Raw genomic sequence first — 25,870 nt, 5'->3', positions numbered from 1 at the left:
CAGCCCCGCACGGATCATGGCTTGATGGCCGTGCGACGGCCGTCCGGTATCTCCGATGCCGCGCCATGGCCCTTGTAGAGCGGCGATTCGAGATAGCGGGCTATGGCAAATCGCACCAGCACCGCAACTGCCGCCGAAGCCGGCACGGCGATCAGCAAGCCGACGAAACCGAACAGCGCGCCGAAGGCGAACAGCGCGAACATCAGCCATACCGGATGCAGGCCAACGCTCTTGCCGACCAGCCGGGGCTGCAGGATGTTGCCTTCGATAAACTGGCCAATGAAGAAGACGACCGCGACGGCGACGATCATCGTCCAGTCCGGCCAGAACTGGACGAATGCAACGCCGACGGCAAGCACCAACCCGGTCAGTGAGCCGACATAGGGAATGAAGGAAATCAACCCGGCGAACAGGCCGATGAGGATGCCGAAATTCAGCCCGGTCAGCGTCAGCCCGGTGGCATACATGGCGCCCAGCACGAGGCACAGCGTGCCCTGGCCGCGCACGAAGCCGGCGGTGGCGGTGTTGATGTCGTTGGCGATGACGCGCACGGTCGCCACGTTGTCGCGCGGCACCCAGCTGTCGATGACGGCTACCATGCGATCCCAGTCGAGCAGCATGTAGAAGGCGACCACGGGCGTCACCACGAACAGGCTGACCACCGAGACCAGCGCCACGCCGGAGCTCCAGATCGAAGTGAAAACCGTTGTGAGCAGGCCGAAGCCGGAGGTCAGCAGCGAATTCAGCCCGTCGCGCAAGCCATTGGCGTTGACGCCGAATTTCTGTTCCAGCCATTTGGGATCGAACGAAGTGATCAGGCTTTGCAGGCGGGTCAGATATTCCGGCAGTTTTCCGGCAAAGTCGGCCATCTGCGTCGCCAGTACCGGAATGAGGATGACGAAGGCCAGCACCAGCACGATGAGAAAGGTGATGAGGATGACAACCGTCGCCATGAAGCGGGACAGGCCGAGCCGCTGCAACCGGTCGGCGACGGGATCGAGGAAATAGGCAAGCACCATGCCGGCGACGAAGGGCAGCAGGATGGCGCTGAAGACATAGAGGAAAAGGGCGAGCACGGCAGCGCCGGCCAGCCAGAAGAAGATCTGCCGGCGCAATGCGGTGGACGCGGCAAGGTCGGCAGCCGCAGCTTCTATCACTGCCGCTTCTCTATCAGGTGCCCGGGGTGGAGCCTTCGCCATAGCCGCTCATATGCCTCAGCCAAGCCACGAGATAGGCCGCGGCCGAAGCCACGGTCAAGACCCCGGACAGCAATATGAGGCCATGCCTCAGCGGGTCGAGGTGAACGGCAAAGGCGAGTTCCCCCAGCACAACCGCCGCCAGCACGATCTGGATGGCGGTGTTGGCTTTCGACACCAGAAGCGGCTTCATCTCCACCGGATGAGCCATGACGGAGGACAACAGCACCGCGCAGACGATCAGCGCATCGCGCGACACCATGGTGACGACCAGCCATAACGGCAATTGCCCGATGAAGCCCATGACGACGAACACCGAAACCAGCAGCAGCTTGTCGGCGATCGGATCGAGATAGCCGCCGAGCTTGGAATGCTGGTTGAAGCGGCGGGCGATGAACCCGTCGACGCCATCGGAAATGCCGGCAACGAGGAAACCGGCAAAGGCCCAATCCCAGCGCGCCTGCAGCATGGCCAGCACCACGGCAGGCACCAGGATGAGCCGCATGATCGTGATCATGTTGGGAATGTTCAAGCGCATGTCCGTCGCTTCTGTTTGAACGATAGATGATGGAGATGGCGCAAGGGAGAAGCAAGGCAGGTGACGAGGTTTGCGCGAGCCGCGCGTCTGCCCTGCCGGGCAATTCCCCCTCAAGGGCAGGACTGTCCGGTAGGACAGAGAGGGCGCTGTTCCGCCACCATCTCCCCCTCATCAAGGGCAAAACTCCAGCGCGCCGGAGCCGTTTTCCTTGCGGACCGAAACCGTTCATGCGAAGAGCCCGCAAGGGAAACAGCGACGAGCCGGATATGAAGCGCGATACAGCCAAGCGTAAGAACGGGCTCACCTATGCCGAGGCTGGCGTCGACATCGATGCCGGCAATCTCATGGTCGAGAAGATCAAGCCGCTGGTCAAGGCGACGCGCCGGCCGGGCGCCGATGGCGAGATCGGCGGTTTCGGCGGCCTGTTCGACCTCAAGGCCGCCGGCTTTACAGACCCGGTCCTGGTCGCCGCCAATGACGGCGTCGGCACCAAGCTGAAGATCGCCATCGACGCCGGTAAGCACGACACCATCGGCATCGATCTCGTTGCCATGTGCGTCAACGACATCGTCGTGCAAGGTGCCGAACCGCTGTTTTTCCTCGACTATTTCGCCACCGGCAAGCTCGATCCGGACCAGGGCGCCGCCATCGTCGGCGGCATCGCCGAGGGCTGCCGCCAGGCCGGCTGCGCGCTGATCGGCGGCGAGACGGCGGAAATGCCGGGCATGTATCACGGCAAGGATTACGACCTCGCGGGGTTCGCCGTGGGCGCGGCCGAACGCGGCCAGCTTTTGCCCACGGACGACATCGTGGAGGGCGACGTGCTGCTGGGCCTCGCTTCCTCCGGGCTGCATTCGAACGGCTTCTCGCTGGTGCGCCGCATCGTCGCCACCAGCGGCCTGGCGTGGAGCGATCCGGCGCCGTTCAACGACGAGGCCACCCTGGCTGAAGCGCTGCTCGAACCGACCCGCATCTACGTCAAGTCGATCCTCAAGGCGATCCGCAACACGCACGGCATCAAGGCGCTGGCGCACATCACCGGCGGCGGCTTCCCGGAGAACATCCCGCGTGTGCTGCCCAAGGATTTTTCGGCCGAGCTCGACCTCGAGGCGATCGACGTGCCTGCCGTGTTCTCGTGGCTGGCCAAGACCGGCGGCGTGGCACCCGAAGAAATGATGCGCACGTTCAACTGCGGCATCGGCATGATCCTGGCGGTCGCTTCGGGCCAGGCGGCGCAGGTCGCCGCCGTATTGCAGGAAGCCGGCGAGACGGTGACGCCGATCGGCCGCATCGTGCCGCGCCGCGATGCCGGCGTCATCTATCGAGGCTCGATCGACCTATGAGCACACCGCGGAAACGCACCGTCGTTCTTATCTCCGGGCGCGGCTCCAATATGACCGCGCTGATCGCCGCGGCCAGCGACCCCGCCTTCCCAGCCGAGATCGTCGGCGTCATTTCCGACAAGGCCGACGCGGTGGGGCTCGCCACCGCCAGGGCGCGCGGCATCGCGGCGCAAGTCGTTTCGCGCGCCGACCATGGCAGCAAACAGGCGCATGACGCGGCGATCGACGCAGCACTTGCGGCGTTCAATGCCGAGATCGTGGCACTGGCCGGCTATATGCGTATCCTCACCCCCGGCTTCGTCCAGAAATGGCAGGGCCGCATGATCAACATTCACCCTGCCCTGCTGCCGGCATTCAAGGGGCTCGACACCCATGCGCGCGCATTGGCCGCCGGCATGCGCATCCATGGCTGCACGGTGCATTTCGTCACGTCCGAAATGGATGATGGGCCGATCATCGCCCAGGCGGCGGTGCCGGTGATGGTCGGCGACAATGCCGATGCGCTGGCTGCCCGCGTGCTGAAGGCAGAGCACCAGCTCTATCCGCTGGCGCTGGGCCTGGTCGCCGAAGGCAGGGCGCGGATGGAACATGGACGCACGGTCTTTGCCCGCTTCGCGGACGATGCCGACAACGCAACTTCGATGATCATCACGCCGAGCCCGGTGCGAGAGGAAATCGACCTCGAACAGCTGGCGCGCATCACGCCGTAAGGTCTGCGGCTTCCAAAACTGCTTGGCAGCGACCCCTAGGTCCTGAACAATGCCGACGAGACAACTGCTTCTCCTGCGCCACGCCAAATCGAGCTGGGACAACCCCAACCTTGCCGATTTCGACCGGCCGCTTGGCCCGCGTGGGCTGAAAACGGCGCCGCTGATGGGGCGCGAACTCGCGGCACGCGGCTGGCTACCGGAACTGGCGCTGGTGTCCCCGGCGCTGCGCACCCGCGATACCTGGCGCCTGGTGACCGCCGAGATGCCAGCGCATCCCAGCGTCGTGTTCAACGAGGCGCTCTACGATGCTTCAGCGGCCGATATTCTGAGCCAAATTCATCAAACCGATTCGTCGATCGGCTGCCTGGTCGTGGTTGGCCATAATCCGGGACTGGAGGATCTGGCCAGACAACTCGCCGGACCAAGGTCGGAAGCCAGGGCGCGCAAGAGGCTCGATGAAAAATTCCCGACGACAGCCCTTGCCCGCTTCCTTTTCGAGGGCAACTGGTCCGCGCTGTCGTCCGCGCGACTGACGCACTATTTGCGGCCGAAGGATCTGGGCTAGGATTCCGGCGCGGCGGGCCATGCCACTGCATCTGACACGTCAGACATTATTGCCTGATTGCGAGATTGGATCTCGAGCCGAAGGTCGGCCGGCGCTGTGCTAGCGCACAAAAAACAAGAGCGGCGGGCCAAGCCCACCGCTCTTTGTGGTCGAGGATTTTGCAGAAATCAACGGCCCCAGATGCCCTGGCCAGACTGAGCCGGCACGTTGGCGTTGGCATCACCCTGCGCCTTCAAGGACTTCGCGATCGAGCCGGTGTGCGTGGTGTCGATATCGGAAGCCGAATGGCTGGCCGCAACCGGCTGGTTGACGTTGTTGGAGCCGTAGTTGTCGCTGCCTGCAAAGGCGGTGCCCGTGGCAACGAGGATAGCGGCGGCGGTAAGAGCGATCTTGGTCATTTTAAGTACTCCTGATTTTGAGATTTGGTTGATTGGAACCGGATCGGGAAAACGCGATTAGCGGTTGCCGAACAGGTTGCGGTCGCTGCCCTGCGTGACCGGCTTCTCGACGGTCGACTTCTGGGTGGAAGCCGTGAACGAATTGTCGACGGTCGCGGCGGGCTGGTTGGCATTGGCCGAGCCATAATTGTCGCCGCCGGCAAATGCAGTGCCCGTGGCAACGAGGATGGCGGCGGCGGTAAGAGCGATCTTGGTCATTGTCTTTACTCCAGTGTTTCTTTGTTGTGTCCGTCTAGTGGCGTGCCCTTGGGAGGAATTTCGCGTCGCTCGGACCACCCCGAGATGGGCTTGCCATTCGCCGAGTTCCAATCACGAAGATGTTCCATGTACCTTGCGCCGCGGGGCCTTGAAATTCGATCATGGGCCTCGGCGGCCACAATCTTTTCGATAGATATCAATTAGTTATTCAAGAGAGCCATTTTTCATGGCGTGCCTTCGAGCCGCTGTCGTTCACCATGTGATGCACAGTGCGTCAACACAAATCGAACCGAACGGTTCGGTTTGAAAGGCGTGGACGTGTATCTTTTTTCCGGACTGTTGAACCCGGCGAAGGAATTACCCGCCATTCACGATGGGGCGTTCAATCCCAGCACGTCGCGCATATCGTATTCACCAGGCGCGCGTGCCGCCACCCAGAGCGCCGCGGCGATGGCGCCACGGGCGAACATGATGCGGTCGCCAGCCGAATGCGACACGGTGACGGTCTCGCCCTCGGCACAGAAGCTGACGCTGTGCTCGCCGACAATGCTGCCGCCGCGCATCACCGCGAAGCCGATTTCGCCCGCAGGCCGGGCGCCGACGGCGCCGTCGCGGGCGCGCCGCTCGACCTTGTCCAATTCGACGCCGCGCCCGACGGCCGCGGCTTGCCCCAGCATCAAGGCGGTTCCCGACGGCGCATCGATCTTGTGGCGGTGATGGGCCTCGAAAATCTCGGCATCCCAATCATGGGGGTCGAGTGCACGGGCGGCCTGCTCGACCAATCCGACCAGCATGTTCAGCCCGAGCGAAAAACTGCCGGAGCGCACGATGGGAATAGTTTTCGCAGCCTCCGCGATGGTCGCTGATTCGGCGGCATCGAAGCCCGTCGAGCCAATGACCAGAGCCGGTCCGCCACGCTTGGCGCAGTATCTGGCCAGATCGGCCGATGCAGCGGGTGAGGTGAAGTCGATCACCACATCGGCCATGGCAAGCGCCTCGTCGCGGCTCGCCAGCCCGTCACCATCGACGCCAGGCCGGTGGAAGCGGGCGGCGAGCGCTAACCGCGCATCGGCCTGCACGGCGTCCGTCATCCGGCGGCCCATGCGCCCCAGCGCACCCGCGATCGCAATCCTGATCGGTCGTTGCGACACGGGCGCCGCCAGCTATTTCCACATGCCGCGCATGCGCGCGCCGATGTCGACGCGCACCTCCGGCCGGGGCGCCCTGCCCTGTGCCGCCTGCGCATCCGGCCACGAGATCTGCTGGAACGCGGTGAGGATCGAGGCCGGGATGAAGCGGGTGCGCGAAGCGTAGAGATGGCGATCACCGCGCGCCGCCTGGCCGTGCGGAAAGAAGCGTTGCGGCATGACGAGGTTGAGATTGTCCTTGGCCCGGGTCATCGCCACGTAGAGCAGCCGGCGCTCCTCCTCCATGTCCTCCTTGGTGCCGACGCCGAGATCGGCCGGAATGCAGCCATCGACCGTGTTGAGGACGAAAACATTCTTCCATTCCTGGCCTTTGGCCGAGTGGATGGTCGACAGGATCAGATAGTCCTCGTCGCGATGTGGCGGTCCGGCCTGATCGCTGGTCGCGTCCGGCGGATCGAGCGTCAGCTCGGTCAAGAACCGTTCACGCGACGCATAGCCCGTACCGATCTGCTCAAGCTGCAAAAGGTCGGCCCGGCGCGTGATCGCGTCCTCGTGGATGCGTTCCAGATGCGGTTCGTACCACAGCCTGACCTGTTCGAGGTCGGCCGGCCATTTGGCACCGGCCCGCAGGCCGGTATAGAGCGAGACGAAGCCGGGCCAATCATCGGCCGCACGCTGCGGCGGGCGCCAGCCGGCGAGGCCCATCGCCTCGTCCAGCGCCGTGGTCATGGTCTCGACGATCTGTCCGGCGGCCGAAGGGCCGATGCCCGGCATTAATTGCAGCACCCGAAAACCGGCGACGCGGTCGCGCGGGTTTTCGGCGAAACGCAGCACCGCCAGCACGTCCTTGACGTGAGCGGCATCGAGGAACTTCAGGCCACCGAACTTGACGAAGGGGATGTTGCGCCGCGTCAGCTCGATCTCCAGCGGCCCGCTGTGATGCGAGGTGCGAAACAGCACCGCCTGCGATTTCAGCGCCGTGCCGACCTCGCGCTCGGCCAGAATGGCGTCGCAGACGAAATTGGCCTGCTCGACCTCGTCGCGCACGGTTACCAGTCGCGGCTTGTCGGCTGATTTGCGCTCCGACCACAGGTTTTTGGTGAACCGCTCCGAAGCCTCGCCGATCACCGCATTGGCGGCGGCCAGAATGGTTTCGGTCGAGCGGTAATTGCGCTCCAGCATCACCACGTCGGCCGGCCGCGCGAACTGGTTTGGAAAGTCGAGGATGTTGCGCACCTCGGCGGCGCGGAACGAATAGATCGACTGCGCATCGTCACCGACCACCGTCAGACCGGTGCCGTCCGGCTTCAGCGCCATGAGTATCGATGCCTGCAAACGATTGGTGTCCTGGTATTCATCGACCAGCACATGGTCGAAGCGTTCGCCGAGATGCGCCGCGATCTCCGGCTCGGCCGCCATCTGCGCCCAGTAGAGCAGCAGGTCGTCGTAATCGAGCACGTTCTGCGCCTGCTTGGCTTCGACATAGCCGGCGAACAATTGCTTCAGCTGCTCCGCCCAGCCGGCGCACCAGGGAAAGGCGGAGCCGAGCACCTCGCCGAGCGGTGCCTGCGCGTTGACTACGCGCGAATAGACGGCAAGGCAGGTGCCCTTGGTGGGGAAGCGCGCTTCCGTCTTGGAGTAGCCGAGCTCATGGCGCACCAGGTTCATCAGGTCGGCGGAATCCTCGCGGTCGTGGATGGTAAAGGCCGGGTCGAGGCCGATTTCCAGCGCATAGTCGCGCAGCAGCCGGGCGCCGATGCCGTGAAAGGTGCCGGCCCAGGTCAGCGCATCCGTGATCACCGCGGCGTCGCGGCCGAGCACCTCGCCGGCGATGCGTTCGACGCGCCTGGCCATTTCGGAAGCTGCCCGGCGCGAAAAGGTCATCAGCAGGATGCGGCGCGGGTCGGCTCCCCTGACGATCAGATGCGCGACGCGGTGGGCCAGCGTGTTGGTCTTGCCCGAGCCGGCGCCAGCGATGACCAGCAGCGGCCCGGCGATCCTGCCATCGCCGTGCTCGACGGCCTGGCGCTGGGCATTGTTCAGCCGGGCGAGATAGGCCGGCTGGATAGTCGAATCCAGAAAGGTCGAATCAGGGGCAGCAAGGTTCATTCCCCATCAAGCATCGTTTCTGCTTTGTTCGCAACGGAGAAGCGGCGCGGCGACGGGCTAGCGTCTCGGATCGGCCGCCCTTGCCGCCGATTGGCGGCGCAATGCCTCGCGGTCGTTGGCTGGTGCCGGCAACAAGAGAGGATCGACGTCGTCGGGAACGTCATCGATCATCTTGCGGACGAGGCGATAAGTAACAAACGCAAAAGCGCCAACCAGGATCAGACGGATCATGCAGCGGTTCTCCCATGATCTGGGATCAACCGAAGATGTGGCGTTTTGTTCCCTGATGGAACATCGCAACCAAACCGACACCGTCTCGTTGTGAGAATCAGGAAAGGTAGCGATGAAAAAGCTTACTTTGATACTCGTCCTGGTGGTTTTGGCTGTCTCGGCTTGCGATAACAATCTCCCGCCGACGAAGGCGCCTGGCGGCGATCAAAATCCGCCCGCCGCCAGCAATCCCGCCGCAAATACGGACGCTCCCGGCAAATGACTTGGCGCGCACAACGATGCTCCGCGCGGACATCACGGTGTCGCGCCGATGCATTTCTCGATGCGATCGAGTCCGTTGATTTGGCGGCAAGCCGAAGAGAAGAAGGCCGGCGCCGCTTGGGAGGTGCCTGATAGCGCCGGCCAGGCGGATATCAGGTCCGCCGCAAGACCGAGGCTAGCTGAGTCTTGCCCCTACGTCATGCGCGTTTGAGCATTTCGGCCTTGGCCGGGCGGTTTCCCCCGGAAAGCTTGTTGGCAGGCTCGTCACCGTGCCAGACATGAGTGCCCATCAGGCGCTGACGGCAGCAACGATGTCCGGAAGTTCCGCACTTTCGTCGCCATGGACCGGGTCACGGTCGGGTTCCCCTTGCCCGGTTGAGCGACCGGGTTGCATGTCTCGCATGCTTTCGCCATTCTCCGCAGCGCGAATTTGGCGGGAGGCGCGATTGGACAACACTACCCCGGTTGCGATCATCGGTGCCGGGCCGGCGGGCCTGGCCGTTGCCGCGTGCCTGCGGCAGGCCGGAGTCGACTTCATACTGCTTGAAAGAGAGCAGCAGGCCGCGCCCGCCTGGCGTCGCCATTACGAGCGCGTCCACCTGCACACGACCAAGCGCTATTCCTCGTTGCCGTTCGTGCCGTTTCCCAAGCATTATCCGCGCTATGTGCCGCGCGATCTCTTCGTCGAATACCTCGATGCCTATGCGCAGCGCTTCGACCTGCGGCCCCGATTTGGGGAAACGGTGCGGACGATCGGCCGGCAGGGCAGAAACTGGGGCGTCGAAGCGACGTCTGGCACCGTGCGCGCTTCCCATGTGGTGATTGCGTCGGGCTACAATGCCGAGCCGCTGATGCCGGTATTCGCCGGCGCCGGAACCTTCAAGGGCAAAAGTCTGCACAGCGCGGACTACCGCAACAACACGCCGTTTGCCGGTCAGTCGGTGCTGGTCGTCGGCATGGGCAACACCGGCGCCGAGATCGCTCTCGACCTGGTGGAAGGCGGCGCGCGGCCGACGATCTCCGTGCGCGGCGGCGTCCATATCGTGCCCCGCGAACTGCTCGGCGTGCCCATCCAGGTCGTCAGCATGGCGACACGCCTGGGGCCGCGACGCGTCAATGACGCCGTCTTCCCTATCATCCTCGACCTGGTGTTGGGCAAGCTGGAGAAATATGGGCTCAACCGCCCGAAGCAGGGACTGCTGGAACAGATATCCCTGGCATCGCGCATCCCGGTGATCGATGTCGGCACCATCGGCAAGATCCGCGAAGGCGCGATCAAGGTCGCGCCCGACATTGCGGAAATATCAGAAGGCGGCGCCCGTTTCGTCGACGGCCGGCATAGCAACTTCGACGCGATCATCTTCGCCACCGGCTATCGCCCAGCCTATGCCAAATTCCTCGAACCCGGCGTCGAGCCCGGGGCCAGCGGCGTCAATGCACGCGCTTCGGAACTCGGTCTTTATCTCGTCGGCTTCCACAATTCGGTCACCGGCCTGCTGCGCGAAATCGGGATCGAAGCTCAGGCGATCGCAGACGACATCCGTCTCCGGCAGAACAGAAAAAAGACTGCTGAAATCCTGCCGGTATGACGCAGACGATCGAAGCCCGCATCGGCCTCAGTTCGCCTTGCGAAGCCAGACCTTGTTGTCGTGGAATGCAGCGCCGCCATAGGGTGCTGGCGCGTCGGCGCCGGTCAGCACGTTGATGCCCTCGCCGCGTTCGTGAGCGCTATTGGGCCAGATGCCCTCCGCGATCACCACGCCACGCTTAATGCCGTCGAACAGCTTCGCGTGCAGCACGACCTCGCCACGCTCGTTGCCGATCTCGACACGGTCGCCGTCGGCGAGCCCATGAGCCGCCGCATCATCCGGATGCAGAAGCAACTCCGGACGGCCTTCCCTGGCCTTCGACACCGGTGTTTCCGAAAAGGTCGAGTTGAGGAAGTTGCGCGCCGGCGAGGTCGCCAGCCGGAACGGATGCGCCTCGTCGGCAACCTCGATCAGATCGACGTGGTCTGGAAATTGCGGCAAGCGCTCCACCGGGCCGAACAGGCCCATGCTCTTCGGCGGCCGGTTGGGTGCCGCCTGTCCCGTCCAGTCGGCGCGGAAGCGGAATTTGCCGTCGGCATGGCCGAATCCCCCAATGAAATGCGCGGCGTCGAAGTCCGGCTGCAGGTCGACCCACTTTTGCGCCTTCAGGCTGTCGAAGCTGCCGAGCCCGCGCTTGCCGAGAATAATATCGATATGCTGCTGTTCGGTCAGCCCGAAACCCGGGCGGTCGGCGACGCCAAGGCGCTTGGCCAATTCCTCGATGACGAAATGGTTGGTGCGCGGCCCTTCCGGCGGCTCGATCAGCTTGGGGCCAAGTGTGATGTGCTGGTTGCCGCCGCCCTTGTAGACGTCGTCATGCTCCAGGAACATCGTCGCCGGCAGCACGACATCGGCGAGCTTGGCCGTGTCGGTCATGAACTGCTCGTGCACGCATGTGAACAGGTCGTCGCGCAGGAAGCCTTGCTTCACCAGGCGCTGCTCCGGCGCGACATTCACCGGATTGGTGTTCTGGATCAGCATCGCGGTCACCGGCGGGCCGCCATAGAGCGCATCGCTGGCCCCGGTCAACACCGGGCCGATGCGCGAATGGTCGAGATGACGGATCGAGGGATCGCGCATCCTGGTGCCTTCCAGCACTTCCTGGTTGAGCTTGAAGATACCGGAATTGGAATGGAAAGCGCCGCCGCCCTCATATTGCCAGGAGCCGGCGACCGCGGCGATGCAGGACGCGGCATGCATGTTGACGGCGCCATTGCGCTGGCGCGCGAAGCCATAGCCAAGACGGAAATACGTCTTTTTCGTCGTGCCGACGAGCCGGGCGAAAGCCTCGATCTCGGCAACGGTCAGACCGGTGATATCAGCCGCCCATTCGGGGGTGCGGGAGCGCAAATGCGCTTCCAGCCCGCTTGGGTCATCGGTGTATTTTTCGAGATAGGCGCGGTCGGCCATGCCTTCCCTGAACAGCACATGCATGACGGCACAGGCCAGCGCGCCATCGGTACCGGGCTTCAGCACCAGGCCAAGATCGGCCTGTTTCATCGTCGCGTTGTCGTAGACGTCGATGACGACGATCTTGGCGCCGCGCTCCTTGCGCGCCTTGATGGCGTGGGTCATCACATTGACCTGGGTGACCACGGCATTGGTGCCCCAGATCACCACACAGTCGGATTTTGCCATCTCGCGTGGGTCCGGGCCACGCAGGGCGCCGGCCCCCATCATCCAGCCGGTCCAGGCTAGATTGGTGCAGATCGATCCGAAGAAACCGGAATATTTCTTGGCGTGGCGCAGCCGGTCGATGCCGTCGCGCTGCACCAGCCCCATCGTGCCGGCATAATAGTAGGGCCAGACCGTCTCCGAACCGTATTTCTCCTCGGCCGCGATGAATTTTTCGGCGACGAGGTCGAGCGCTGCTTCCCAACTCGCTTCCTTCCACACGCCATCACCCTTGGCGCCGGCGCGGACAAGCGGCTTCAGCAAACGGTCCGGGTGATGGACGCGGTCGGCATAGCGGGCGACCTTGGCGCAGACGACGCCGGCCGTGTAACTGTTGGTCTTGGCGCCGTGGACGCGGCCGATGCGGTTGCCGTCGAGCAGCTCGACCTCGAGCGCGCAGGTCGAGGGGCAGTCATGTGGACAGGCCGAATGGCCGATGCGGAGCTTGGCGTGCTGGTTCATGGGGTTTGTGTAGCGGGTTTTGGAGACGGCGTGTAGGGCCAGATGATTAGCCGATCTCCCCCCTCGTGGGGGAGATGTCCGGCAGGACAGAGGGGGGCGCGAAGGATCGCCAACTGTTGGCATGATCCGCAAGCGACCAAAGACCGATGGTCAGCCAGTGCAAGAGCTGGCAGGCAGGCGGGACAGCGCCCCCCTCTGGCCTGCCGGCCATCTCCCCCACAAGGGGGGAGATTACGCAATCACTCCGCCGTGCCTTCCTCGTATTCGGCCGACATGGTCAGCCATTTTTCCTCGTGGCCGGCCAGTGTCTGGGCAAGCTGCGAGCGCTCCTTGGCCAGGCGTGTTGCGGTCGAGGGATCCTTTTCGTAGATCGCCGGATTGGCCAGCTCGTCCTCGATGCCGTCGATGCGCTTGCGGATGCGGTCCATCAGCGCTTCAGTGGCACGGATTTCCTTAGCGAGCGGTTCGAAAGCAGCGCGGCGCTGTGCCGCCTCGCGCCGGCGGTCGGCTTTCGAAGCCTTCTCGGCCTCGCGCCGCTCGCGGCGGTCGCCGGACACGCCGGTGACCAGCGTCTTATAGTCCTCCAGATCGCCGTCATACGGGTTGACGGCGCCGTCCTTGACCAGCCACAGCCGGTCGGCGGTCGCCTCCAGCAGATGGCGGTCGTGCGAGATCAGGATGACGGCACCGGGAAATTCGTTCAGCGCGTGAATCAGCGATTCACGGCTGTCGATGTCGAGGTGATTGGTCGGCTCGTCGAGGATGAACAGGTTCGGCCCCTCGAAAGCCGACAGGCCCATCAACAGCCGCGCCTTCTCGCCGCCTGAAAGATCCTTGGCGGCGGTGTTCATCTTCTCGGTTGTGAGACCAAACTGGGCGACGCGGCCGCGCACCTTCGATTCCGGCGCCTCCGGCATCAGGCGGCGGACATGTTCGTATGCATTTTCGTCGGGACGCAGATCGTCGAGTTGGTGCTGGGCAAAGATCGCCACCTTCAGCCCGGGCGCCACCGTCATGCTGCCGCTCTCCTGCTTAAGCCGGCCGGACAGCAATTTGGCGAAGGTCGACTTGCCGTTGCCATTGGCGCCGAGCAGCGCGATGCGGTCGTCGGCATCGATGCGCAGCGTCATCTTCTTCAGGATCGGCTGCCCCTCGGTGTAGCCGACATTGACGTTGTTCAGCGCGATGATCGGCGATGCCACGGTCTTCACCGGCTCAGGGAAGGAGAACGGCCGCACCGTGTCGTTGACGATGGCCGCGATCGGCTTCATCTTTTCCAGCGCCTTGATGCGCGACTGTGCCTGCCTCGCCTTCGAGGCCTTGGCGCGGAAGCGCTCGACGAAGGATTCCATGTGCTTGCGGGCGGCTTCCTGCTTGACGCGGCCCTTCTCCTGCAATTCCTTCTGCTCGGTATACTGGCGCTCGAACTGGTCGTAGCCGCCGCGCCAGAACGTCAGCTTCTTCTGGTCGAGATGGACGATCGAATTGACGGCGCGGTTGAGCAGGTCGCGATCGTGCGAGATCAGCAGCACCGTGCGCGGATATTTCGAGACATAATTTTCCAGCCACAGCGTACCTTCGAGATCGAGATAGTTGGTCGGCTCGTCGAGCAGCAGAAGGTCGGGCTCGGAAAACAGCACGGCCGCGAGCGCCACGCGCATGCGCCAGCCGCCGGAGAAAGAGGAAGCCGGCCGGCGCTGCGCCGCGTCGTCGAAGCCGAGGCCGGCGAGAATGGTGGCCGCGCGGGACTCGGCTGAATGCGCATCGATATCGGCCAGCCGCATATGGATGTCGGCGATGCGGTGCGGATCGGCGGCGGTCTTTTCCTCTTCGAGCAGCGCCGTCCGTTCGAGGTCGGCCTTCAGCACGATCTCGATCAGCGGCTCCTCGGTGCCCGGGGCTTCCTGCGCCACTTGGCCGATGCGCGTGTTCTTCGGCAGGCCGATGGATCCGGTCTCGGAGGGAAAATCACCGGTGATGGCCTTGAACAGCGTGGTCTTGCCGGTACCGTTGCGGCCGACAAGGCCGGCCTTGGTGCCGGCCGGCAAGGTCAGCGAGGCATGGTCGAGAAGCAGGCGTCCGGCCATGCGGAGCGAAAGGTCGTTGATGATCAGCATGGCCGCGCTTTTGCACTGGACATCAACGCTTCGCAAGGCCTTGCTGGCCAGTTGACCGCACAAGGCCTGGAAACGACGCCCGCAAAGGCGCCGTCAATGCAGCCGATCAGCGGCTTGCCACACGGGTCCGGGCAGCGCTCAGGCCGTTACCTTGCGCTTCGTTGCCTTGGCCGCGGCGGGCGCTGCCGCCGGCTTGCGGCCGAGTCCCGTCGACTTCGCCAGAGCGGACCGCGTCGCCGAATAGTTTGGAGCGACCATCGGATAGTCGGGCGGCAGGCCCCATTTGGCCCGATAGTCGTCCGGGCTCAGGCCATAGTCCGTCCGGAGATGCCGCTTGAGCGACTTGAATTTCTTTCCGTCCTCCAGGCAGACGATGTAATCGGGAAACACCGACTTCTTCGGGTTCACGGCCGGCACCAGGCTCGGGCTTTCCGCGACAACCGCGCCGGCCAGCTTCCGAACCGACGCGCTGACGCTGGCAATCAGGTCAGGCAGGCCGGAAGCCGGAAGCGGATTGTTGCCGACATAGGCCGAGACAATATCAGCCGTCAGCTCGATAACGGTCTTATCCTCGATATTTGACAATTCTTTTCATCCTATTTGCGACAAAGCCCTCCACCCCAGCGAAGACTTTTATCGATGTATCTCTTTAACCGAGCCCACCAACGGATCGTCAAGCCTAAACCGAATCAAGACTTGCCACCATATATCTTTTATGAAAATCGATGCGTTGCAAATTAGAAAATCTAATACTTAGTACTGACAGACTTCGCGCCTAGGTTGTGCGCCAATATCTCAAGAATATGCTTCCAGCGGGCACAACGCCTGAAATTCATTTGCTCGACCGCCTTTTCGGCCCTCATCGCGGCATAAAGTGAGCGCCTCGGCGCCAAACTCCTGACCAGCAAATGCGCTTCCTGCCCGGCAGCACGTTCGTTTCGTCAAACACAGCTTTCCGCCTCCGAGCCGCTCCAAGCCGATCGCGACGCCGTGCAGATGCTGCCCAACGCCGAAGCTCGACACTTTCCAGGCGGTGCCGTGGCCGATGCTGGCTTCGCGACCCATCGCATAACACAGTCGGGAATGGCATAGGCGTTCGCTTTACTTCTCCAGGATGGGGACAACACTTGGCAATCACTCGATAAATTCGCCCACCCCTGTAAAGTTAGGAATGCTGGTGCTAGCGTAAGCCCAGCTTAAGGTCGAAACTGTGCGTTTGCTCAATCAGGTTAACCTCAATTCGTTGAAAATCGTGGAGAGTGCTGCCAGGCACGGGAATTTCACGCGCGCCGGCGAAGAGCAGTTCATCACCGCTTCGGCGGTCAGCCAGCGTGTCAAAAGCCTGGAGGACCAGCTGCGCTTCAAGATCTTCCAGCGCGGTGGCAATGCGGTATCTCTGACGCCGGAGGGCGAGACCTATGTGTCGCGCGTTCGCGAGGCGCTGGAGCGGATCGTCGCCGCCAGCATGGAAGCGACCGGGCAATCACAGGAACATGTGCTGAAGATATCGGTGCTGCCGACCTTTGCCGCACGCTGGCTGTTTCCGCGCCTGCCGCTGTTTCAGCAGCGATATCCCGACATCACCATGCGGGTCTCGACCTCTTATGCGACGCACGAATTCACGACTTCGGAGTTCGACCTCGAAATCCGCTATGGCTATGGCGACGGCGGACTTTCCGGGCTGCAGGCCGATCTGCTCTTTCGGGAAGACCTGACGCCTGTGTGCAGCCGCAAGCTGTTCCATGACGTTCTCGGCGACAAGCCGTCGAAGGTGACACCCGACGACCTCAAGCACTTCACGCTCCTGCATTCCGACACCTGCACCCAGAACTGGCAATCCTGGCTTGGCTTTGCCGGTGCAAGCTTCGTGCTCAGCGAGACCAGAAGCATCTATTTCGATTCGTGCATGATGTCCTACGAGGCAGCCAATGCCGGGATGGGCTTTGCGGTGGCCAATCGCGCCTACATGGCCAGCGATATCCACGCCGAAAGGCTGGTGGCTCCATTCGCCGTCCACCACCCGAACACGGCCGGCTGGTATTTCGTCTCTCCCCACAAGACGCTTGGAACACGCAAGGTGCTGCTGTTCAAACAATGGGTCATGGCGGAGGCGGCTTTGACGCAGAGCCAATTGGACTGTGATATCGACGCCTGACTGTCTGCCGGCGGCGAAATCACGCATATGCGCGCCCCTCCTCGGTGCGCTGAAAAGACGCCAGATCGAGCTGCACTGAAGGGCGGCCCAGAACCGTCAGGATCATATGCGCCTGGCCGCGGTGGTGGGTCTGGTGATTGAACACATGATCCAGCGCCGGCGCCAGTCTTTGCGAGACAGTGCGCATGTCCGAGACCGTCATGTAGGTAAAGCGCCCCGTCAACGCCTTATCGCTCAGGCCGCCGATCCAGTCGATCATCCTCTTGTCCTCCGCATCGCGTGCCATTCGCAGGCTCGGCAACGCCCGGTAGAGGATGGCGTCCAGTGTCGTCGGCGCGTCGCCCTCGCCGGTGAAGCGCTTCATCCAGATGCGGTCGGCTGTCAGAAGGTGATTGAGCGTGCCCATCAACGAGCCGAAGAAGGCGCCGACATCGCGATTGAATTCCTCTTCATCGAGATTGGCGGCGGCATCGTAGATGCGGCCATTGGCCCATTGATTATAGGCCGCAAACATCATGAAGTGCTGTCTCATCTTCTTCTCCGCCGAGCCCGTTTCGGGTGCCGGGAGCGATACCTAGACCGCAAGGGAGCCGACGCCAATGACCATTGTGCTTTATGATCTCGTCGGGCGCGACGAGAGCCGTCCGTTCAGCCCGCATTGCTGGAAGACGACGATGGCGCTGGCCCATAAGGGGCTCGAAATCAGCACCGTGCCGACGCGTTTCCTCGAAGTGCCCAGCGTCGAGGGCGGTGTATCGAAACTCGTTCCGGTGATCCGCGACGGGGACACCGTCGTCGCCGATTCCTTCGCCATCGCTCTCTATCTCGAAGAGGCCTATCCGGAGCGGCCGACGCTGTTCGGCGGCGAAGGCGGCAAGGCGATGGCGCGCTTCGTCGAGCGCTGGTCGCAGCTGACCATCCATCCTTATGTGACCACCGCCGCGATCATGGATATCCACGCCATGCAGGACGCCGCGAACGCCGCCTATTTCCGCCAGAGCCGGGAGCAGCGCCTGGGTAAGAAACTGGAAGACGTGATGGCCGCGCGGGAAGCCGGGCTCACCAGTTTCAGGGCCTCGCTGGAACCGCTGCGCTCGACGCTGAGCTACCAACCGTTCATCGGCGGCGCCTCACCGCTGTTTGCCGACTATATCGTCTTTGGAGCACTGCAATGGGCGCGTATAGCCTCGCCCTATCGGCTGCTCGACGACGGCGACCTGGTGGCGCAATGGTTCGCCCGCTGCCTCGACCTGCATGGCGGGTTGGGACGAAACGTAGCCGCGGCGGCATGAGGTCGCGGCGCCTGGCCTTGCCGCAAGGCGAGCGCAATGGCCTTCAATCCTTGCGAACAGGTTGGAGCGAGACGGCCAGACCTACTTGGTCGCCGCCTTTTTTGGCTTGCTGGTCTTTGTAACGGCCTTGGCCTCGTTGGGGGCAGCTTTCGTGTTGCCGGCGCCGGTTGCCTTCTTGGCCGGTTTTTTGGCTGCCGGCGGCTTCCCCGTGGCATCCTCCCGATCGATATCGGCCGCGGCCTGGTTCCAGTGACGTTCGTGCTGACCGGCCGGTTGCCCTTCTTCCTGCCAGATCTGATGTGCACGGTTGCGAATGCGCTCCTGACGATCGTCTGTCATGGTCATATCATCTCCATTCGGGCCGACTTCAGCGCGGCGCCGACACGCGACTATAGCAAGCAAAGCGCAGCATTGCAGCTCTCCGATCTCGCCTCTGGCCCATCCTGTCGACGCCGGCCCGCCACAGAAACGCACACCGCGCCCGCCTCCCCTTGGCAATGGGCCGGGTGACTTGTATAGAGCCCGCCACTCTCAATTCCATTCTCAGAAGGACGACCCCATGGCGCTCGAACGCACCTTTTCCATGATCAAGCCGGACGCAACCCGGCGCAACCTCACCGGCGCCATCACCAAAATGCTGGAAGACGCCGGCCTGCGCGTCGTCGCTTCGCGTCGTGTGTGGATGAGCCGCCGCGAGGCGGAAGGATTTTACGCCGTTCACAAGGAGCGTCCCTTCTTCGGCGAACTGGTTGAGTCCATGTCTTCGGCGCCGACGATCGTCCAGGTGCTGGAGGGCGAGAACGCCATTGCCAAGAACCGCGAAGTGATGGGCGCCACCAACCCGGCCAATGCCGCCGAAGGAACAATCCGCAAGGTGCATGCGCTGTCGATCGGCGAAAACTCGGTGCACGGCTCCGACGCTCCGGAAACCGCAGCGCAGGAGATCAAGTACTGGTTCTCCGATACGGAGATCGTCGGCTGAGCCGACCTCATCAAGCGTGATCTGGAAAGGCCGGCGTTCAGCCGGCCTTTCTCATTGGCTGAACGGTCAGGTCCCGCGCACGAATTGCAACATATGCAACGCGCGCCCGTAAACGAGGAAGCGGCCACCCGGATCAGCCTGCCAGGTTCTGTTCACTTCGGCTGACGATCTTTTACGTTCGCATGAGCGTTCGCTGCCTCGGTGTCGGTGGCCGGCGTCTGGGTGTCGGCGCCGGTGAACGGACTGCCCTGCCCAGGCGCGAGGTCGCCACTGTGGCCGGCCTTGTTGGTCTGGAAGGCTTGGCTGTCGGGGCTGAGACCATGCTGCTCGGCATTGAACAGATGGTCGTCTGCCCTCGCAAGGCCGGTAAGGGCAAGGAGCGATGCGCCTGTGGCAGCAAGGATAAGCACGTGCGTTTTCATCTCTGGACTCCTTCGAGTTAGGCCAGAACGAGCCGCAGCAGGTCTGGCGGCTTCAACGAAGGGACATTCGAGAACATCCCTTTTGCCTACCCGCCATATCTGAGAGAAACGCTCCTCCTGCCCGGATTATTCCGGCTGAAGCGCGTTGGTTACGAAATATGTGTCAGCTCGCGGCGCTGAAGCGCAGGATTTCGCGGCCGTCCTTGTCGGCGATGGTGAGCTTGCCGGCATCGATCTTGTACGACGCCGCTTTGGTCAGCGCATCGAACAGCGCCTTTTCCTCGGCCATGACCTCCGGCGCACAAGCCTTGTAGGTCGAGCCGACATCGCTGATGGCGATCGCCTGGCCGTCGACCTTGACCGTGGCGAAATAGCTGTTGCAGGGGCCGTGGCCGCCGGCCTTGCCCGCTTCGCTGATCTTGAACGTCGCTTGCGGCGCGGTGATCGCGCCGATGCCATCGACATAGTCGACCAACCAGAGCTGCCCAACCACGGAAGCCCCCGGCTCGGTGCTCGGCGTGACGATCTTGAGCATGATCGTCTGCGGCACGTCGGTCAGCGGGTCGACCTGATGGCGCACGTCGCTGATGAACAGGAGCTTGTCATCGACTGTAATGCGCGCTTGCAGCGCATAGGTCATCTGCGACCGGATGACGGAAGCGTCGAACTTTATCTCGAAACCGATCGGCACCTGGCCGGTGGGTTTTACATTCTGCTCACCGATGATTTTGGCCGGCGCATCGGCAAGCGAGACATCGGCAAGCTGGATGGAAAGAACGGCGCTGGGCGGCAAGGCGATGCGCTCACGATAGATCACTTCGCCCCTGATCGCCTTTTCGGCTGCAACCGACGTTTCCGGCACCGCCAATATGCCGACGACAAGCGGCACGAAACCGAAGACCAGGAACTCCGCGATCCTGTCCAGCATGATCACCTCCCTTGCCCAAGCCGACCAACCGCGCCCAACTGGCCAAAGGATTACGGTCAATGCATGGCTGCGGCGCAGGTTTATTCGGACGGTTTCCAGCGCCGCGCGGCGTTGGCGTCGGTTTCCTTGGCGTCGACCCAGCCGCCCTCGGAGCCGTCGGCGCGATGCTCCTTCTTCCAGAAGGGCGCCCGCGATTTCAGATAATCCATAAGGAAATCGGCCGCCTCGAACGCCGCCTGGCGATGCGCAGACGCGGCCACCACCAGCACGATGTTCTCACCAGGCCTGATCTTGCCGTGCCGGTGAATGACCGTCAGGCCCTGCAGCGGCCAGCGCTGAACCGCCTCGGCGGCGATGCGGCCGATTTCAGCTTCCGCCATGCCGGGATAATGTTCGAGTTCAAGCGCCGAAAGCGTGCCTTGCTCGTCTCGGCAGAGACCGGAGAAGGTGACCACCGCGCCGATGTCGGCACGGCCTTGCGTCAGCCGGGCGATCTCGGCGGCGACGTCGAAATCCCCGGCCTGGATCCGCACGGTCGGCACCATGGCGGCCGACATGGTTGTCAGCCTCCGGTCATGGGCGGGAACAGCGCGATCTCGCGCGCGCCCGATATCTTCTCGCGATGGTCGACATGTTCCTGGTTGATGGCGACACGGATCACGTCGGGATATTGCAGCGCGTTCTCATAGCCCTCGCCGCGCGACTTCAGCCAGCGCAACAGGTCGGCGACCGTTTCGATGCCGTCAGGCAAGTCGATGTCTTCCTCGGGCATGCCGATGCGCTCGCGCACCCAGGCAAAATAGATAAGGCGGGTCGTCATCTCACTCGTCCATGATGTGCTTGAGGCCGGCGCGGAAATAGTCGTAGCCGGTGTAGAGCGTGACGAGCGCCGCGATCCACAGCAGCACCAGGCCGGTCTGCGTGGTCAGCGGAAAGATCTTGTCACCGGCCGGTCCTGCCAGCAGAAAGGCGATGGCGACCATCTGGATCGTCGTCTTCCACTTGGCAAGCTGCGTCACCGGCACCGAGACCTTGAGCGCCGCCAGATATTCGCGCAGGCCCGAAACCAGGATCTCGCGGCATAGGATGATGATCGCCGCCCACAGCGACCAGCCAGCGATACCGGCGTGACGATCCGTGTCGGCGGCCAGCAGCAAAAGACAGGTAGCGACCAGCAGCTTGTCGGCGATCGGATCGAGCATCTTGCCGATGTTGGAGGTCTGCTGCCAGGCGCGCGCAAAATAGCCGTCAAAGTAATCGGTAACCGACGCCAGCAGGAAAATGACCAGCGCCGACCAACGGGCAAAATCGCTCGATTTCAGGTGTCCTTCCAGAAAAAAGCACAGCACGACCAGCGGCACCGCGATGATGCGGGCGTAGGTCAGTATGTTGGGCAGGTTGAACGCGCGCTGGGCCATATCTTGGGGACTCTTTCTGCCTGCGTACTCAAATCAGATGCGAATGTGGGGGGTCAACAGGCGAAAATCGATTGGCCAGTCGAAAATAGCCGAATCTGTCTTGGGGGCGATGCATGCCGCGACACGCATCAGCTCTCGTGGAAATGATTGTAGACCAGTTTCGCGACCTGCTCGGAAATGCCGTCCACTTTCCTCAGATCCTCGATCGCGGCGCGGCTGACCGCCTTGGCGGTGCCGAAATGCAGCAGCAGGGCGCGCTTGCGGCCGGGGCCGATGCCGCTGATCTCGTCGAGCGGGCTCTTGACCATCTCCTTCTTGCGTCTGGCCCGATGCGAGCCGATGGCGAAGCGATGCACCTCGTCGCGCAGCCGCTGGACGAAATAGAGCACGGGGTCGCGCACCGGCAGCGAGAACGAGTCCCTGCCCTTGACGAAGAAGCGCTCCCGGCCGGCATCGCGGTCCTGGCCCTTGGCGATACCGATGGCCACGACGCGGTCCTCGATGCCGAGATCCGAAAGGATCTTGCGCACCGCAGTCATCTGGCCCTGGCCGCCGTCGATCAGGATGACGTCGGGCCAGGCCGGGAAGCTGCCGGAGATGTCTTCTTCCATGTCGGCGCCGGCTTCACCGGCAGCCGCATCATCGGGCGCGACATCGCCATGCTCCTTCAGCAACCGCGAAAAGCGCCGCTCCATCACCTCACGCATCATGCCGAAATCGTCGCCCGGCGTGATCTCGGTCGAGCGGATGTTGAATTTCCGGTACTGGTTCTTCACGAACCCTTCCGGCCCGGCGACGACCATGGCGCCGACGGCGTTGGTGCCCATGATATGCGAGTTGTCGTAGACCTCGATGCGCACCGGCGGCTTGGCAAGGCCGAAAGTCTCGGCGAAACCGGCGAGCAGCCGGCCTTGCGTCGAGGTTTCCGCCAGCCGGCGGCCAAGCGCCTCACGCGCATTCTGCAACGCGTTGTCGGTCAGGTCCTTCTTCTCGCCGCGCTGCGGCACCGAGATTGCCACCTTGCGGCCGGCGCGGGTCGAAAGCGCCTCGGCAAGCAGTTCCTGGTCCTCGACGCCGTGCGACAGCAGGATCGAGCGCGGCGTCGGCTTGTCGTCGTAGAATTGCGCCAGGAACGAGCCCAGCACCTCCGATCCCTCCAGCGCCGGATCGGCCTTGGGGAAATAGGCGCGGTTGCCCCAGTTCTGGCCGGTGCGGAAGAAGAACACCTGGATGCAGACCTGGCCGCCTTCCTGATGGATGGCGAAGACGTCGGCTTCGTCGACGGTCTGCGGGTTGATGCCCTGGTGGCTCTGCACATGCGACAGGGCCGCCAGCCGGTCGCGGTAGATAGCGGCGCGCTCGAAATCGAGGTCCTGCGAGGCCTGCTGCATCGCGGCAGAAATTTCGGTCTTCACTTTCTGGCTGCGGCCGGAGAGGAAATCCTTCGCCTCGGCGACCAGCTCCGCATAGTCCTGATGCGATATCTCGCCGGTGCATGGGCCGGCGCAGCGCTTGATCTGGTAGAGCAGGCACGGCCGGGTGCGGTTCTCGTAGAACGAATTGGTACAGCTGCGCAGCAGGAAGGCGCGCTGCAGCGAATTGATGGTGCGGCCAACGGCGCCGGCCGAAGCGAAGGGGCCGAAATAATCGCCTTTTCGCGACCGCGCGCCGCGATGCTTGTAGATGCCGGGCGAGACATGGTCGCCGGTCAGAAGAATGTAGGGGAACGACTTGTCGTCCCGCATCAGCACATTGAATCGCGGCCGCAGGCGCTTGATAAGATTGGCCTCGAGCAGCAGCGCCTCGATCTCGGTGCGGGTGACGACGAACTCCATCGTCGACGTCTCGCGCACCATGCGGCCGATGCGATTGGTGTGGAACCGGCCTTGTGCGTAGTTGGTGACGCGCTTCTTCAGGCTGCGCGCCTTGCCGACATAGAGCACGTCGCCGGCGGCGTTCATCATCCGGTAGACGCCGGGCGCGTTGGGCAGCCGCTTGACCAACGTCTGGATCACCTCGGCGCCGACCATGCCGTCGGCGTCGCCGGCATGCGGCGTCCAGTCGATGGCCGTAAACGCGACGTCCGGGCCTACCGGTTCGACAATCTCCTCGTGTGCCTCATCCTCGAGGTCGATTTCGGGGGGAAGATCATCGGGGCCGCCCCGTGCCTTGTTTTTGTGATCCAAAGGACTCATTCCGCCATGCCTGTCACATCCGGCGTCTGCCATGCAAGATGCTGCCCGCCATCAAGTGCGATCATCTGGCCGGTGACGGAGCGCGCCTCCCAGAGATAGCGGATGGTGGCGCCGAATTCCGGCAATTCCGGGCCGCGCTTCAGGATCAGGCCGGCGACCTGCGCGGCAAAATCGGAATCATCCTGGCGCGTGTTCTTCAGCGTCGGACCCGGACCGATGGCGTTGACGCGAATGCGGGGCCCAAGCGCCTGGGCCATCATCTGCGTCTGCGTCCACAATGCCGACTTCGACAGCGCATAGGAAAAATAGCGCGGTGTCGGCCGCCAGACACGCTGGTCGACGATGTTGACGATCAGCCCCTCCTGCCCTGCGGGCAAGGACCGGGCTAAGTTCTGCGCCAACAGCGCCGGGGTTTTCACATGGATGGCGAAGTGGCGGTCCCAGGCCTGCCAGTCGAAATCCTCAACCGAATCGTCGACGAACAGCGAAGCGTTGTTGACCAGCAGCGAGATCGGCCCGAGCGCTGCCTGTGCCTGGCCGATCAGGCCGGCGACATCGTCCATGTCGGTCAGATCGGCGCCGACCACGGCCGCGCGGCCGCCGGACCGGTTGATCCGGGCAGCCAGGGCTTGCGCCTCATCATGCGAGCGGTTGGCGTGGATGGCGACGGCAAAACCATGGCCGGCAAGATCTTCGACGATCGCCTTGCCGATCCGTTTCGCCCCGCCCGTCACCAGCGCCGCGGTGGCCTTGCTCATGTGCTGTCAATCCTCGGTTTGGGCACGAAAAGACGGTGCCGGCAAAATATGGCCTGTCATCTCTTAAACGGCGTTCGCACCTGGGGCAGCATTGTGGCGAAACGCCCTGACGGGCATCGCGACTCGCCAGTCAACCAGGCCAGCCGAACCCCAATATAGGGCGCTGGACTCCTTGCACCAAGCGGCGTGCAGCGCGGTATGATCCGGCTGCTGACATTTCGCTGTTGCGAAGATGCAACGTCAAGTTTCTGCCTCATTCGTGCCGGGGAATGACCCAAGTTCAGGTTCGCTTCAGCCGCATTTCGACACGACATTTGGAACCGACGAACGCCAGATCCGTTTCACCCCCCGGACGGGTCGATGGCGATCGTGAAAAACAAGCCTGTGTCCTGTGGCTTAAGGAGTAAACAACAATGCAAGCCAATCTCAAATTCGCACGGCCGCTGGCCGTAGCGCTCGGGCTCTTTGCCCTCGGTGGTACCGCCTTTGCCGCGGACGTCGTTTCGGAAGAGCCGCCGGCACCCGCCCCGGTTGCCGAACTTCCGGTCGCCTCCTGGGCCGGCCCCTATGTCGGTCTCAATGTTGGCTACGGCTTCAGCGGCCGTACCAAGGAGAAGGATTTCGGCGTTGAAACCGATACCAAAGGTTTCGTCGGCAGCGTCTTCGGCGGCTATCAGTGGCAGCAGGAGAACTTTGTCTACGGTGCTGAAGCCGAACTCGGCTACAACGGCGTCAAGGGCGACGATAACGGCATCAACTCCAAGGCCGGCTTCGAAGGCTCGCTGCGTGCCCGTCTCGGCTACGCCGTGACCCCGGAAATCCTGCTCTACGGCACCGGCGGTCTCGCCGGCAGAAGCCTGAAGGTGGAGGACACCGTCCTTGGCGTCAGCGATACCGCTACCATGCTCGGCTGGACCGCCGGCCTCGGCACCGACATCAAGCTGACCGACAATGTGTTCGGCCGCGTCGAATATCGCTATACCGATTTCGGCAGCAAGAGCTTCGATGGCATTGGCAAGGTCAAGGCCACCGACAACCGCGTCACCTTCGGCGTCGGTATGAAGTTCTAAGTCGTCCAAGCCACGACACGAAAAAGCCGGGCCTCGCGCCCGGCTTTTTTT

The 25,870-nt window shown here is 63.1% G+C and carries 28 protein-coding genes; 9 read left to right on the top strand and 19 right to left on the bottom strand.

Annotation, left to right across the window (positions count from 1 at the left end; genetic code table 11):
- Positions 1-14: 14 nt before the first annotated feature.
- Both NKI49_RS02010 and NKI49_RS02005 read right to left on the bottom strand, forming a co-directional pair.
- Positions 15-1,199, bottom strand: coding sequence for an AI-2E family transporter (locus NKI49_RS02010; RefSeq protein WP_352598587.1), 1,185 nt, complete (start codon positions 1,197-1,199; stop codon positions 15-17).
- Positions 1,171-1,728 (bottom strand): CDP-alcohol phosphatidyltransferase family protein, encoded by a 558-nt coding sequence (locus NKI49_RS02005; protein ID WP_352598588.1) that lies wholly within the window; start codon positions 1,726-1,728, stop codon positions 1,171-1,173. The genes NKI49_RS02010 and NKI49_RS02005 overlap by 29 nt, the downstream gene beginning before the upstream one ends.
- Positions 1,729-2,000: 272 nt before the next feature.
- Here NKI49_RS02005 and purM point away from each other — a divergent pair, with 272 nt between their 5' ends.
- From purM to NKI49_RS01990, 3 genes are read left to right on the top strand one after another with little or no spacing between them, the layout of a single operon-like run.
- Complete coding sequence (gene purM, locus NKI49_RS02000) at positions 2,001-3,077, top strand: phosphoribosylformylglycinamidine cyclo-ligase (RefSeq protein WP_352598589.1); 1,077 nt, start codon at positions 2,001-2,003, stop codon at positions 3,075-3,077.
- Positions 3,074-3,787: a phosphoribosylglycinamide formyltransferase gene (purN, locus tag NKI49_RS01995; RefSeq protein WP_352598590.1), complete on the top strand. Its 714-nt coding sequence runs from the start codon at positions 3,074-3,076 to the stop codon at positions 3,785-3,787. Before purM ends, purN begins: the two co-directional genes overlap by 4 nt.
- 49 nt (positions 3,788-3,836) lie before the next feature.
- Positions 3,837-4,352, top strand: coding sequence for a SixA phosphatase family protein (locus tag NKI49_RS01990; RefSeq protein WP_352598591.1), 516 nt, complete (start codon positions 3,837-3,839; stop codon positions 4,350-4,352).
- Positions 4,353-4,519: 167 nt separating this feature from the next.
- Here the strand turns inward: NKI49_RS01990 and NKI49_RS01985 are convergent, their stop codons facing one another.
- The 5 genes from NKI49_RS01985 to NKI49_RS01965 form a co-directional block, all read right to left on the bottom strand.
- Positions 4,520-4,750 carry a DUF680 domain-containing protein gene (locus NKI49_RS01985; protein ID WP_352598592.1) on the bottom strand — a complete coding sequence of 77 codons (231 nt, stop codon included), beginning with the start codon at positions 4,748-4,750 and terminating at the stop codon, positions 4,520-4,522.
- A gap of 57 nt (positions 4,751-4,807) precedes the next feature.
- On the bottom strand, positions 4,808-5,008 hold the full coding sequence (locus tag NKI49_RS01980) for a DUF680 domain-containing protein (protein ID WP_352598593.1): 201 nt from the start codon (positions 5,006-5,008) through the stop codon (positions 4,808-4,810).
- 368 nt (positions 5,009-5,376) lie between these two features.
- Positions 5,377-6,159 carry a 4-hydroxy-tetrahydrodipicolinate reductase gene (gene dapB, locus NKI49_RS01975; protein WP_352598594.1) on the bottom strand — a complete coding sequence of 261 codons (783 nt, stop codon included), beginning with the start codon at positions 6,157-6,159 and terminating at the stop codon, positions 5,377-5,379.
- A 12-nt stretch (positions 6,160-6,171) separates the two neighbouring features.
- On the bottom strand, positions 6,172-8,265 hold the full coding sequence (locus tag NKI49_RS01970; RefSeq protein WP_352598595.1) for an ATP-dependent helicase: 2,094 nt from the start codon (positions 8,263-8,265) through the stop codon (positions 6,172-6,174).
- A gap of 57 nt (positions 8,266-8,322) precedes the next feature.
- Positions 8,323-8,496, bottom strand: coding sequence for a hypothetical protein (locus NKI49_RS01965; protein ID WP_081689545.1), 174 nt, complete (start codon positions 8,494-8,496; stop codon positions 8,323-8,325).
- Between the two features lie 112 nt (positions 8,497-8,608).
- On the opposite strand from NKI49_RS01965, the gene NKI49_RS01960 reads away from it, so the two are divergent.
- Both NKI49_RS01960 and NKI49_RS01955 read left to right on the top strand, forming a co-directional pair.
- A complete protein-coding gene (locus NKI49_RS01960; protein WP_352598596.1) occupies positions 8,609-8,758 on the top strand; it encodes a hypothetical protein in 150 nt (49 codons plus the stop codon).
- 445 nt (positions 8,759-9,203) lie between these two features.
- Complete coding sequence (locus NKI49_RS01955; protein WP_352598597.1) at positions 9,204-10,346, top strand: flavin-containing monooxygenase; 1,143 nt, start codon at positions 9,204-9,206, stop codon at positions 10,344-10,346.
- A 27-nt stretch (positions 10,347-10,373) separates the two neighbouring features.
- Here the strand turns inward: NKI49_RS01955 and NKI49_RS01950 are convergent, their stop codons facing one another.
- From NKI49_RS01950 to NKI49_RS01940, 3 genes are all read right to left on the bottom strand, one after another.
- Positions 10,374-12,482: a molybdopterin-containing oxidoreductase family protein gene (locus NKI49_RS01950; RefSeq protein WP_352598598.1), complete on the bottom strand. Its 2,109-nt coding sequence runs from the start codon at positions 12,480-12,482 to the stop codon at positions 10,374-10,376.
- Positions 12,483-12,721: 239 nt separating this feature from the next.
- A complete protein-coding gene (locus NKI49_RS01945) occupies positions 12,722-14,599 on the bottom strand; it encodes an ABC-F family ATP-binding cassette domain-containing protein (RefSeq protein WP_352598599.1) in 1,878 nt (625 codons plus the stop codon).
- 138 nt (positions 14,600-14,737) lie between these two features.
- Positions 14,738-15,184 (bottom strand): Ros/MucR family transcriptional regulator, encoded by a 447-nt coding sequence (locus NKI49_RS01940; RefSeq protein WP_352598600.1) that lies wholly within the window; start codon positions 15,182-15,184, stop codon positions 14,738-14,740.
- 625 nt (positions 15,185-15,809) lie between these two features.
- Between NKI49_RS01940 and NKI49_RS01935 the strand changes: the two genes are divergently transcribed.
- Positions 15,810-16,754 (top strand): LysR substrate-binding domain-containing protein, encoded by a 945-nt coding sequence (locus NKI49_RS01935; protein ID WP_352598601.1) that lies wholly within the window; start codon positions 15,810-15,812, stop codon positions 16,752-16,754.
- Between the two features lie 19 nt (positions 16,755-16,773).
- Here the strand turns inward: NKI49_RS01935 and NKI49_RS01930 are convergent, their stop codons facing one another.
- Positions 16,774-17,286, bottom strand: a complete 513-nt coding sequence (locus tag NKI49_RS01930) for a DinB family protein (RefSeq protein WP_352598602.1) — start codon at positions 17,284-17,286, stop codon at positions 16,774-16,776.
- A gap of 67 nt (positions 17,287-17,353) precedes the next feature.
- On the opposite strand from NKI49_RS01930, the gene NKI49_RS01925 reads away from it, so the two are divergent.
- Positions 17,354-18,046: a glutathione S-transferase family protein gene (locus tag NKI49_RS01925; RefSeq protein ID WP_352598603.1), complete on the top strand. Its 693-nt coding sequence runs from the start codon at positions 17,354-17,356 to the stop codon at positions 18,044-18,046.
- Positions 18,047-18,127: 81 nt separating this feature from the next.
- Here the strand turns inward: NKI49_RS01925 and NKI49_RS01920 are convergent, their stop codons facing one another.
- Complete coding sequence (locus NKI49_RS01920; RefSeq protein ID WP_352598604.1) at positions 18,128-18,391, bottom strand: DUF2934 domain-containing protein; 264 nt, start codon at positions 18,389-18,391, stop codon at positions 18,128-18,130.
- Positions 18,392-18,605: 214 nt separating this feature from the next.
- Here NKI49_RS01920 and ndk point away from each other — a divergent pair, with 214 nt between their 5' ends.
- Positions 18,606-19,028, top strand: a complete 423-nt coding sequence (gene ndk / locus NKI49_RS01915; RefSeq protein WP_352598605.1) for a nucleoside-diphosphate kinase — start codon at positions 18,606-18,608, stop codon at positions 19,026-19,028.
- 152 nt (positions 19,029-19,180) lie between these two features.
- Here the strand turns inward: ndk and NKI49_RS01910 are convergent, their stop codons facing one another.
- The 7 genes from NKI49_RS01910 to NKI49_RS01880 all read right to left on the bottom strand — a co-directional run bounded on the left by NKI49_RS01910 (position 19,181) and on the right by NKI49_RS01880 (position 24,749).
- Positions 19,181-19,450 carry a hypothetical protein gene (locus NKI49_RS01910; RefSeq protein ID WP_352598606.1) on the bottom strand — a complete coding sequence of 90 codons (270 nt, stop codon included), beginning with the start codon at positions 19,448-19,450 and terminating at the stop codon, positions 19,181-19,183.
- A gap of 163 nt (positions 19,451-19,613) precedes the next feature.
- Positions 19,614-20,378 (bottom strand): YbaY family lipoprotein, encoded by a 765-nt coding sequence (locus NKI49_RS01905; RefSeq protein WP_352598607.1) that lies wholly within the window; start codon positions 20,376-20,378, stop codon positions 19,614-19,616.
- 80 nt (positions 20,379-20,458) lie between these two features.
- Positions 20,459-20,935, bottom strand: coding sequence for a molybdenum cofactor biosynthesis protein MoaE (locus NKI49_RS01900; protein WP_352598608.1), 477 nt, complete (start codon positions 20,933-20,935; stop codon positions 20,459-20,461).
- Positions 20,936-20,940: 5 nt separating this feature from the next.
- Positions 20,941-21,198: a molybdopterin converting factor subunit 1 gene (gene moaD, locus NKI49_RS01895; protein WP_352598609.1), complete on the bottom strand. Its 258-nt coding sequence runs from the start codon at positions 21,196-21,198 to the stop codon at positions 20,941-20,943.
- A 1-nt stretch (position 21,199) separates the two neighbouring features.
- A complete protein-coding gene (gene pgsA / locus NKI49_RS01890) occupies positions 21,200-21,796 on the bottom strand; it encodes a CDP-diacylglycerol--glycerol-3-phosphate 3-phosphatidyltransferase (RefSeq protein WP_352598610.1) in 597 nt (198 codons plus the stop codon).
- 128 nt (positions 21,797-21,924) lie between these two features.
- Positions 21,925-23,991, bottom strand: a complete 2,067-nt coding sequence (uvrC, locus tag NKI49_RS01885; RefSeq protein ID WP_352598611.1) for an excinuclease ABC subunit UvrC — start codon at positions 23,989-23,991, stop codon at positions 21,925-21,927.
- Entirely contained in the window at positions 23,988-24,749 is a 762-nt protein-coding gene (locus NKI49_RS01880) for an SDR family oxidoreductase (RefSeq protein ID WP_352598612.1), read from the bottom strand. Before NKI49_RS01880 ends, uvrC begins: the two co-directional genes overlap by 4 nt.
- A gap of 413 nt (positions 24,750-25,162) precedes the next feature.
- Between NKI49_RS01880 and NKI49_RS01875 the strand changes: the two genes are divergently transcribed.
- Entirely contained in the window at positions 25,163-25,819 is a 657-nt protein-coding gene (locus NKI49_RS01875) for an outer membrane protein (protein ID WP_352598613.1), read from the top strand.
- Positions 25,820-25,870: the final 51 nt, after the last annotated feature.

This window comes from Mesorhizobium sp. M0587, from assembly GCF_040320945.1.
GTDB lineage: Bacteria > Pseudomonadota > Alphaproteobacteria > Rhizobiales > Rhizobiaceae > Mesorhizobium.
Note: the sequence above shows the minus strand (reverse complement) of the source record. Positions and strands in the feature narration are given on the sequence as shown.

Coding starts and splice junctions, on each gene's coding strand:
- NKI49_RS02010 (WP_352598587.1), bottom strand. CDS start 1,199: ATGGCGAAGGCTCCACCCCGGGCACCTGATAGAGAAGCGGCAGTGATA.
- purM (WP_352598589.1), top strand. CDS start 2,001: ATGAAGCGCGATACAGCCAAGCGTAAGAACGGGCTCACCTATGCCGAG.
- purN (WP_352598590.1), top strand. CDS start 3,074: ATGAGCACACCGCGGAAACGCACCGTCGTTCTTATCTCCGGGCGCGGC.
- NKI49_RS01990 (WP_352598591.1), top strand. CDS start 3,837: ATGCCGACGAGACAACTGCTTCTCCTGCGCCACGCCAAATCGAGCTGG.
- NKI49_RS01985 (WP_352598592.1), bottom strand. CDS start 4,750: ATGACCAAGATCGCTCTTACCGCCGCCGCTATCCTCGTTGCCACGGGC.
- NKI49_RS01980 (WP_352598593.1), bottom strand. CDS start 5,008: ATGACCAAGATCGCTCTTACCGCCGCCGCCATCCTCGTTGCCACGGGC.
- NKI49_RS01970 (WP_352598595.1), bottom strand. CDS start 8,265: ATGAACCTTGCTGCCCCTGATTCGACCTTTCTGGATTCGACTATCCAG.
- NKI49_RS01965 (WP_081689545.1), bottom strand. CDS start 8,496: ATGATCCGTCTGATCCTGGTTGGCGCTTTTGCGTTTGTTACTTATCGC.
- NKI49_RS01960 (WP_352598596.1), top strand. CDS start 8,609: ATGAAAAAGCTTACTTTGATACTCGTCCTGGTGGTTTTGGCTGTCTCG.
- NKI49_RS01950 (WP_352598598.1), bottom strand. CDS start 12,482: ATGAACCAGCACGCCAAGCTCCGCATCGGCCATTCGGCCTGTCCACAT.
- NKI49_RS01945 (WP_352598599.1), bottom strand. CDS start 14,599: ATGCTGATCATCAACGACCTTTCGCTCCGCATGGCCGGACGCCTGCTT.
- NKI49_RS01930 (WP_352598602.1), bottom strand. CDS start 17,286: ATGAGACAGCACTTCATGATGTTTGCGGCCTATAATCAATGGGCCAAT.
- NKI49_RS01925 (WP_352598603.1), top strand. CDS start 17,354: ATGACCATTGTGCTTTATGATCTCGTCGGGCGCGACGAGAGCCGTCCG.
- NKI49_RS01920 (WP_352598604.1), bottom strand. CDS start 18,391: ATGACCATGACAGACGATCGTCAGGAGCGCATTCGCAACCGTGCACAT.
- ndk (WP_352598605.1), top strand. CDS start 18,606: ATGGCGCTCGAACGCACCTTTTCCATGATCAAGCCGGACGCAACCCGG.
- NKI49_RS01910 (WP_352598606.1), bottom strand. CDS start 19,450: ATGAAAACGCACGTGCTTATCCTTGCTGCCACAGGCGCATCGCTCCTT.
- NKI49_RS01905 (WP_352598607.1), bottom strand. CDS start 20,378: ATGCTGGACAGGATCGCGGAGTTCCTGGTCTTCGGTTTCGTGCCGCTT.
- NKI49_RS01900 (WP_352598608.1), bottom strand. CDS start 20,935: ATGTCGGCCGCCATGGTGCCGACCGTGCGGATCCAGGCCGGGGATTTC.
- moaD (WP_352598609.1), bottom strand. CDS start 21,198: ATGACGACCCGCCTTATCTATTTTGCCTGGGTGCGCGAGCGCATCGGC.
- pgsA (WP_352598610.1), bottom strand. CDS start 21,796: ATGGCCCAGCGCGCGTTCAACCTGCCCAACATACTGACCTACGCCCGC.
- uvrC (WP_352598611.1), bottom strand. CDS start 23,991: ATGAGTCCTTTGGATCACAAAAACAAGGCACGGGGCGGCCCCGATGAT.
- NKI49_RS01880 (WP_352598612.1), bottom strand. CDS start 24,749: ATGAGCAAGGCCACCGCGGCGCTGGTGACGGGCGGGGCGAAACGGATC.
- NKI49_RS01875 (WP_352598613.1), top strand. CDS start 25,163: ATGCAAGCCAATCTCAAATTCGCACGGCCGCTGGCCGTAGCGCTCGGG.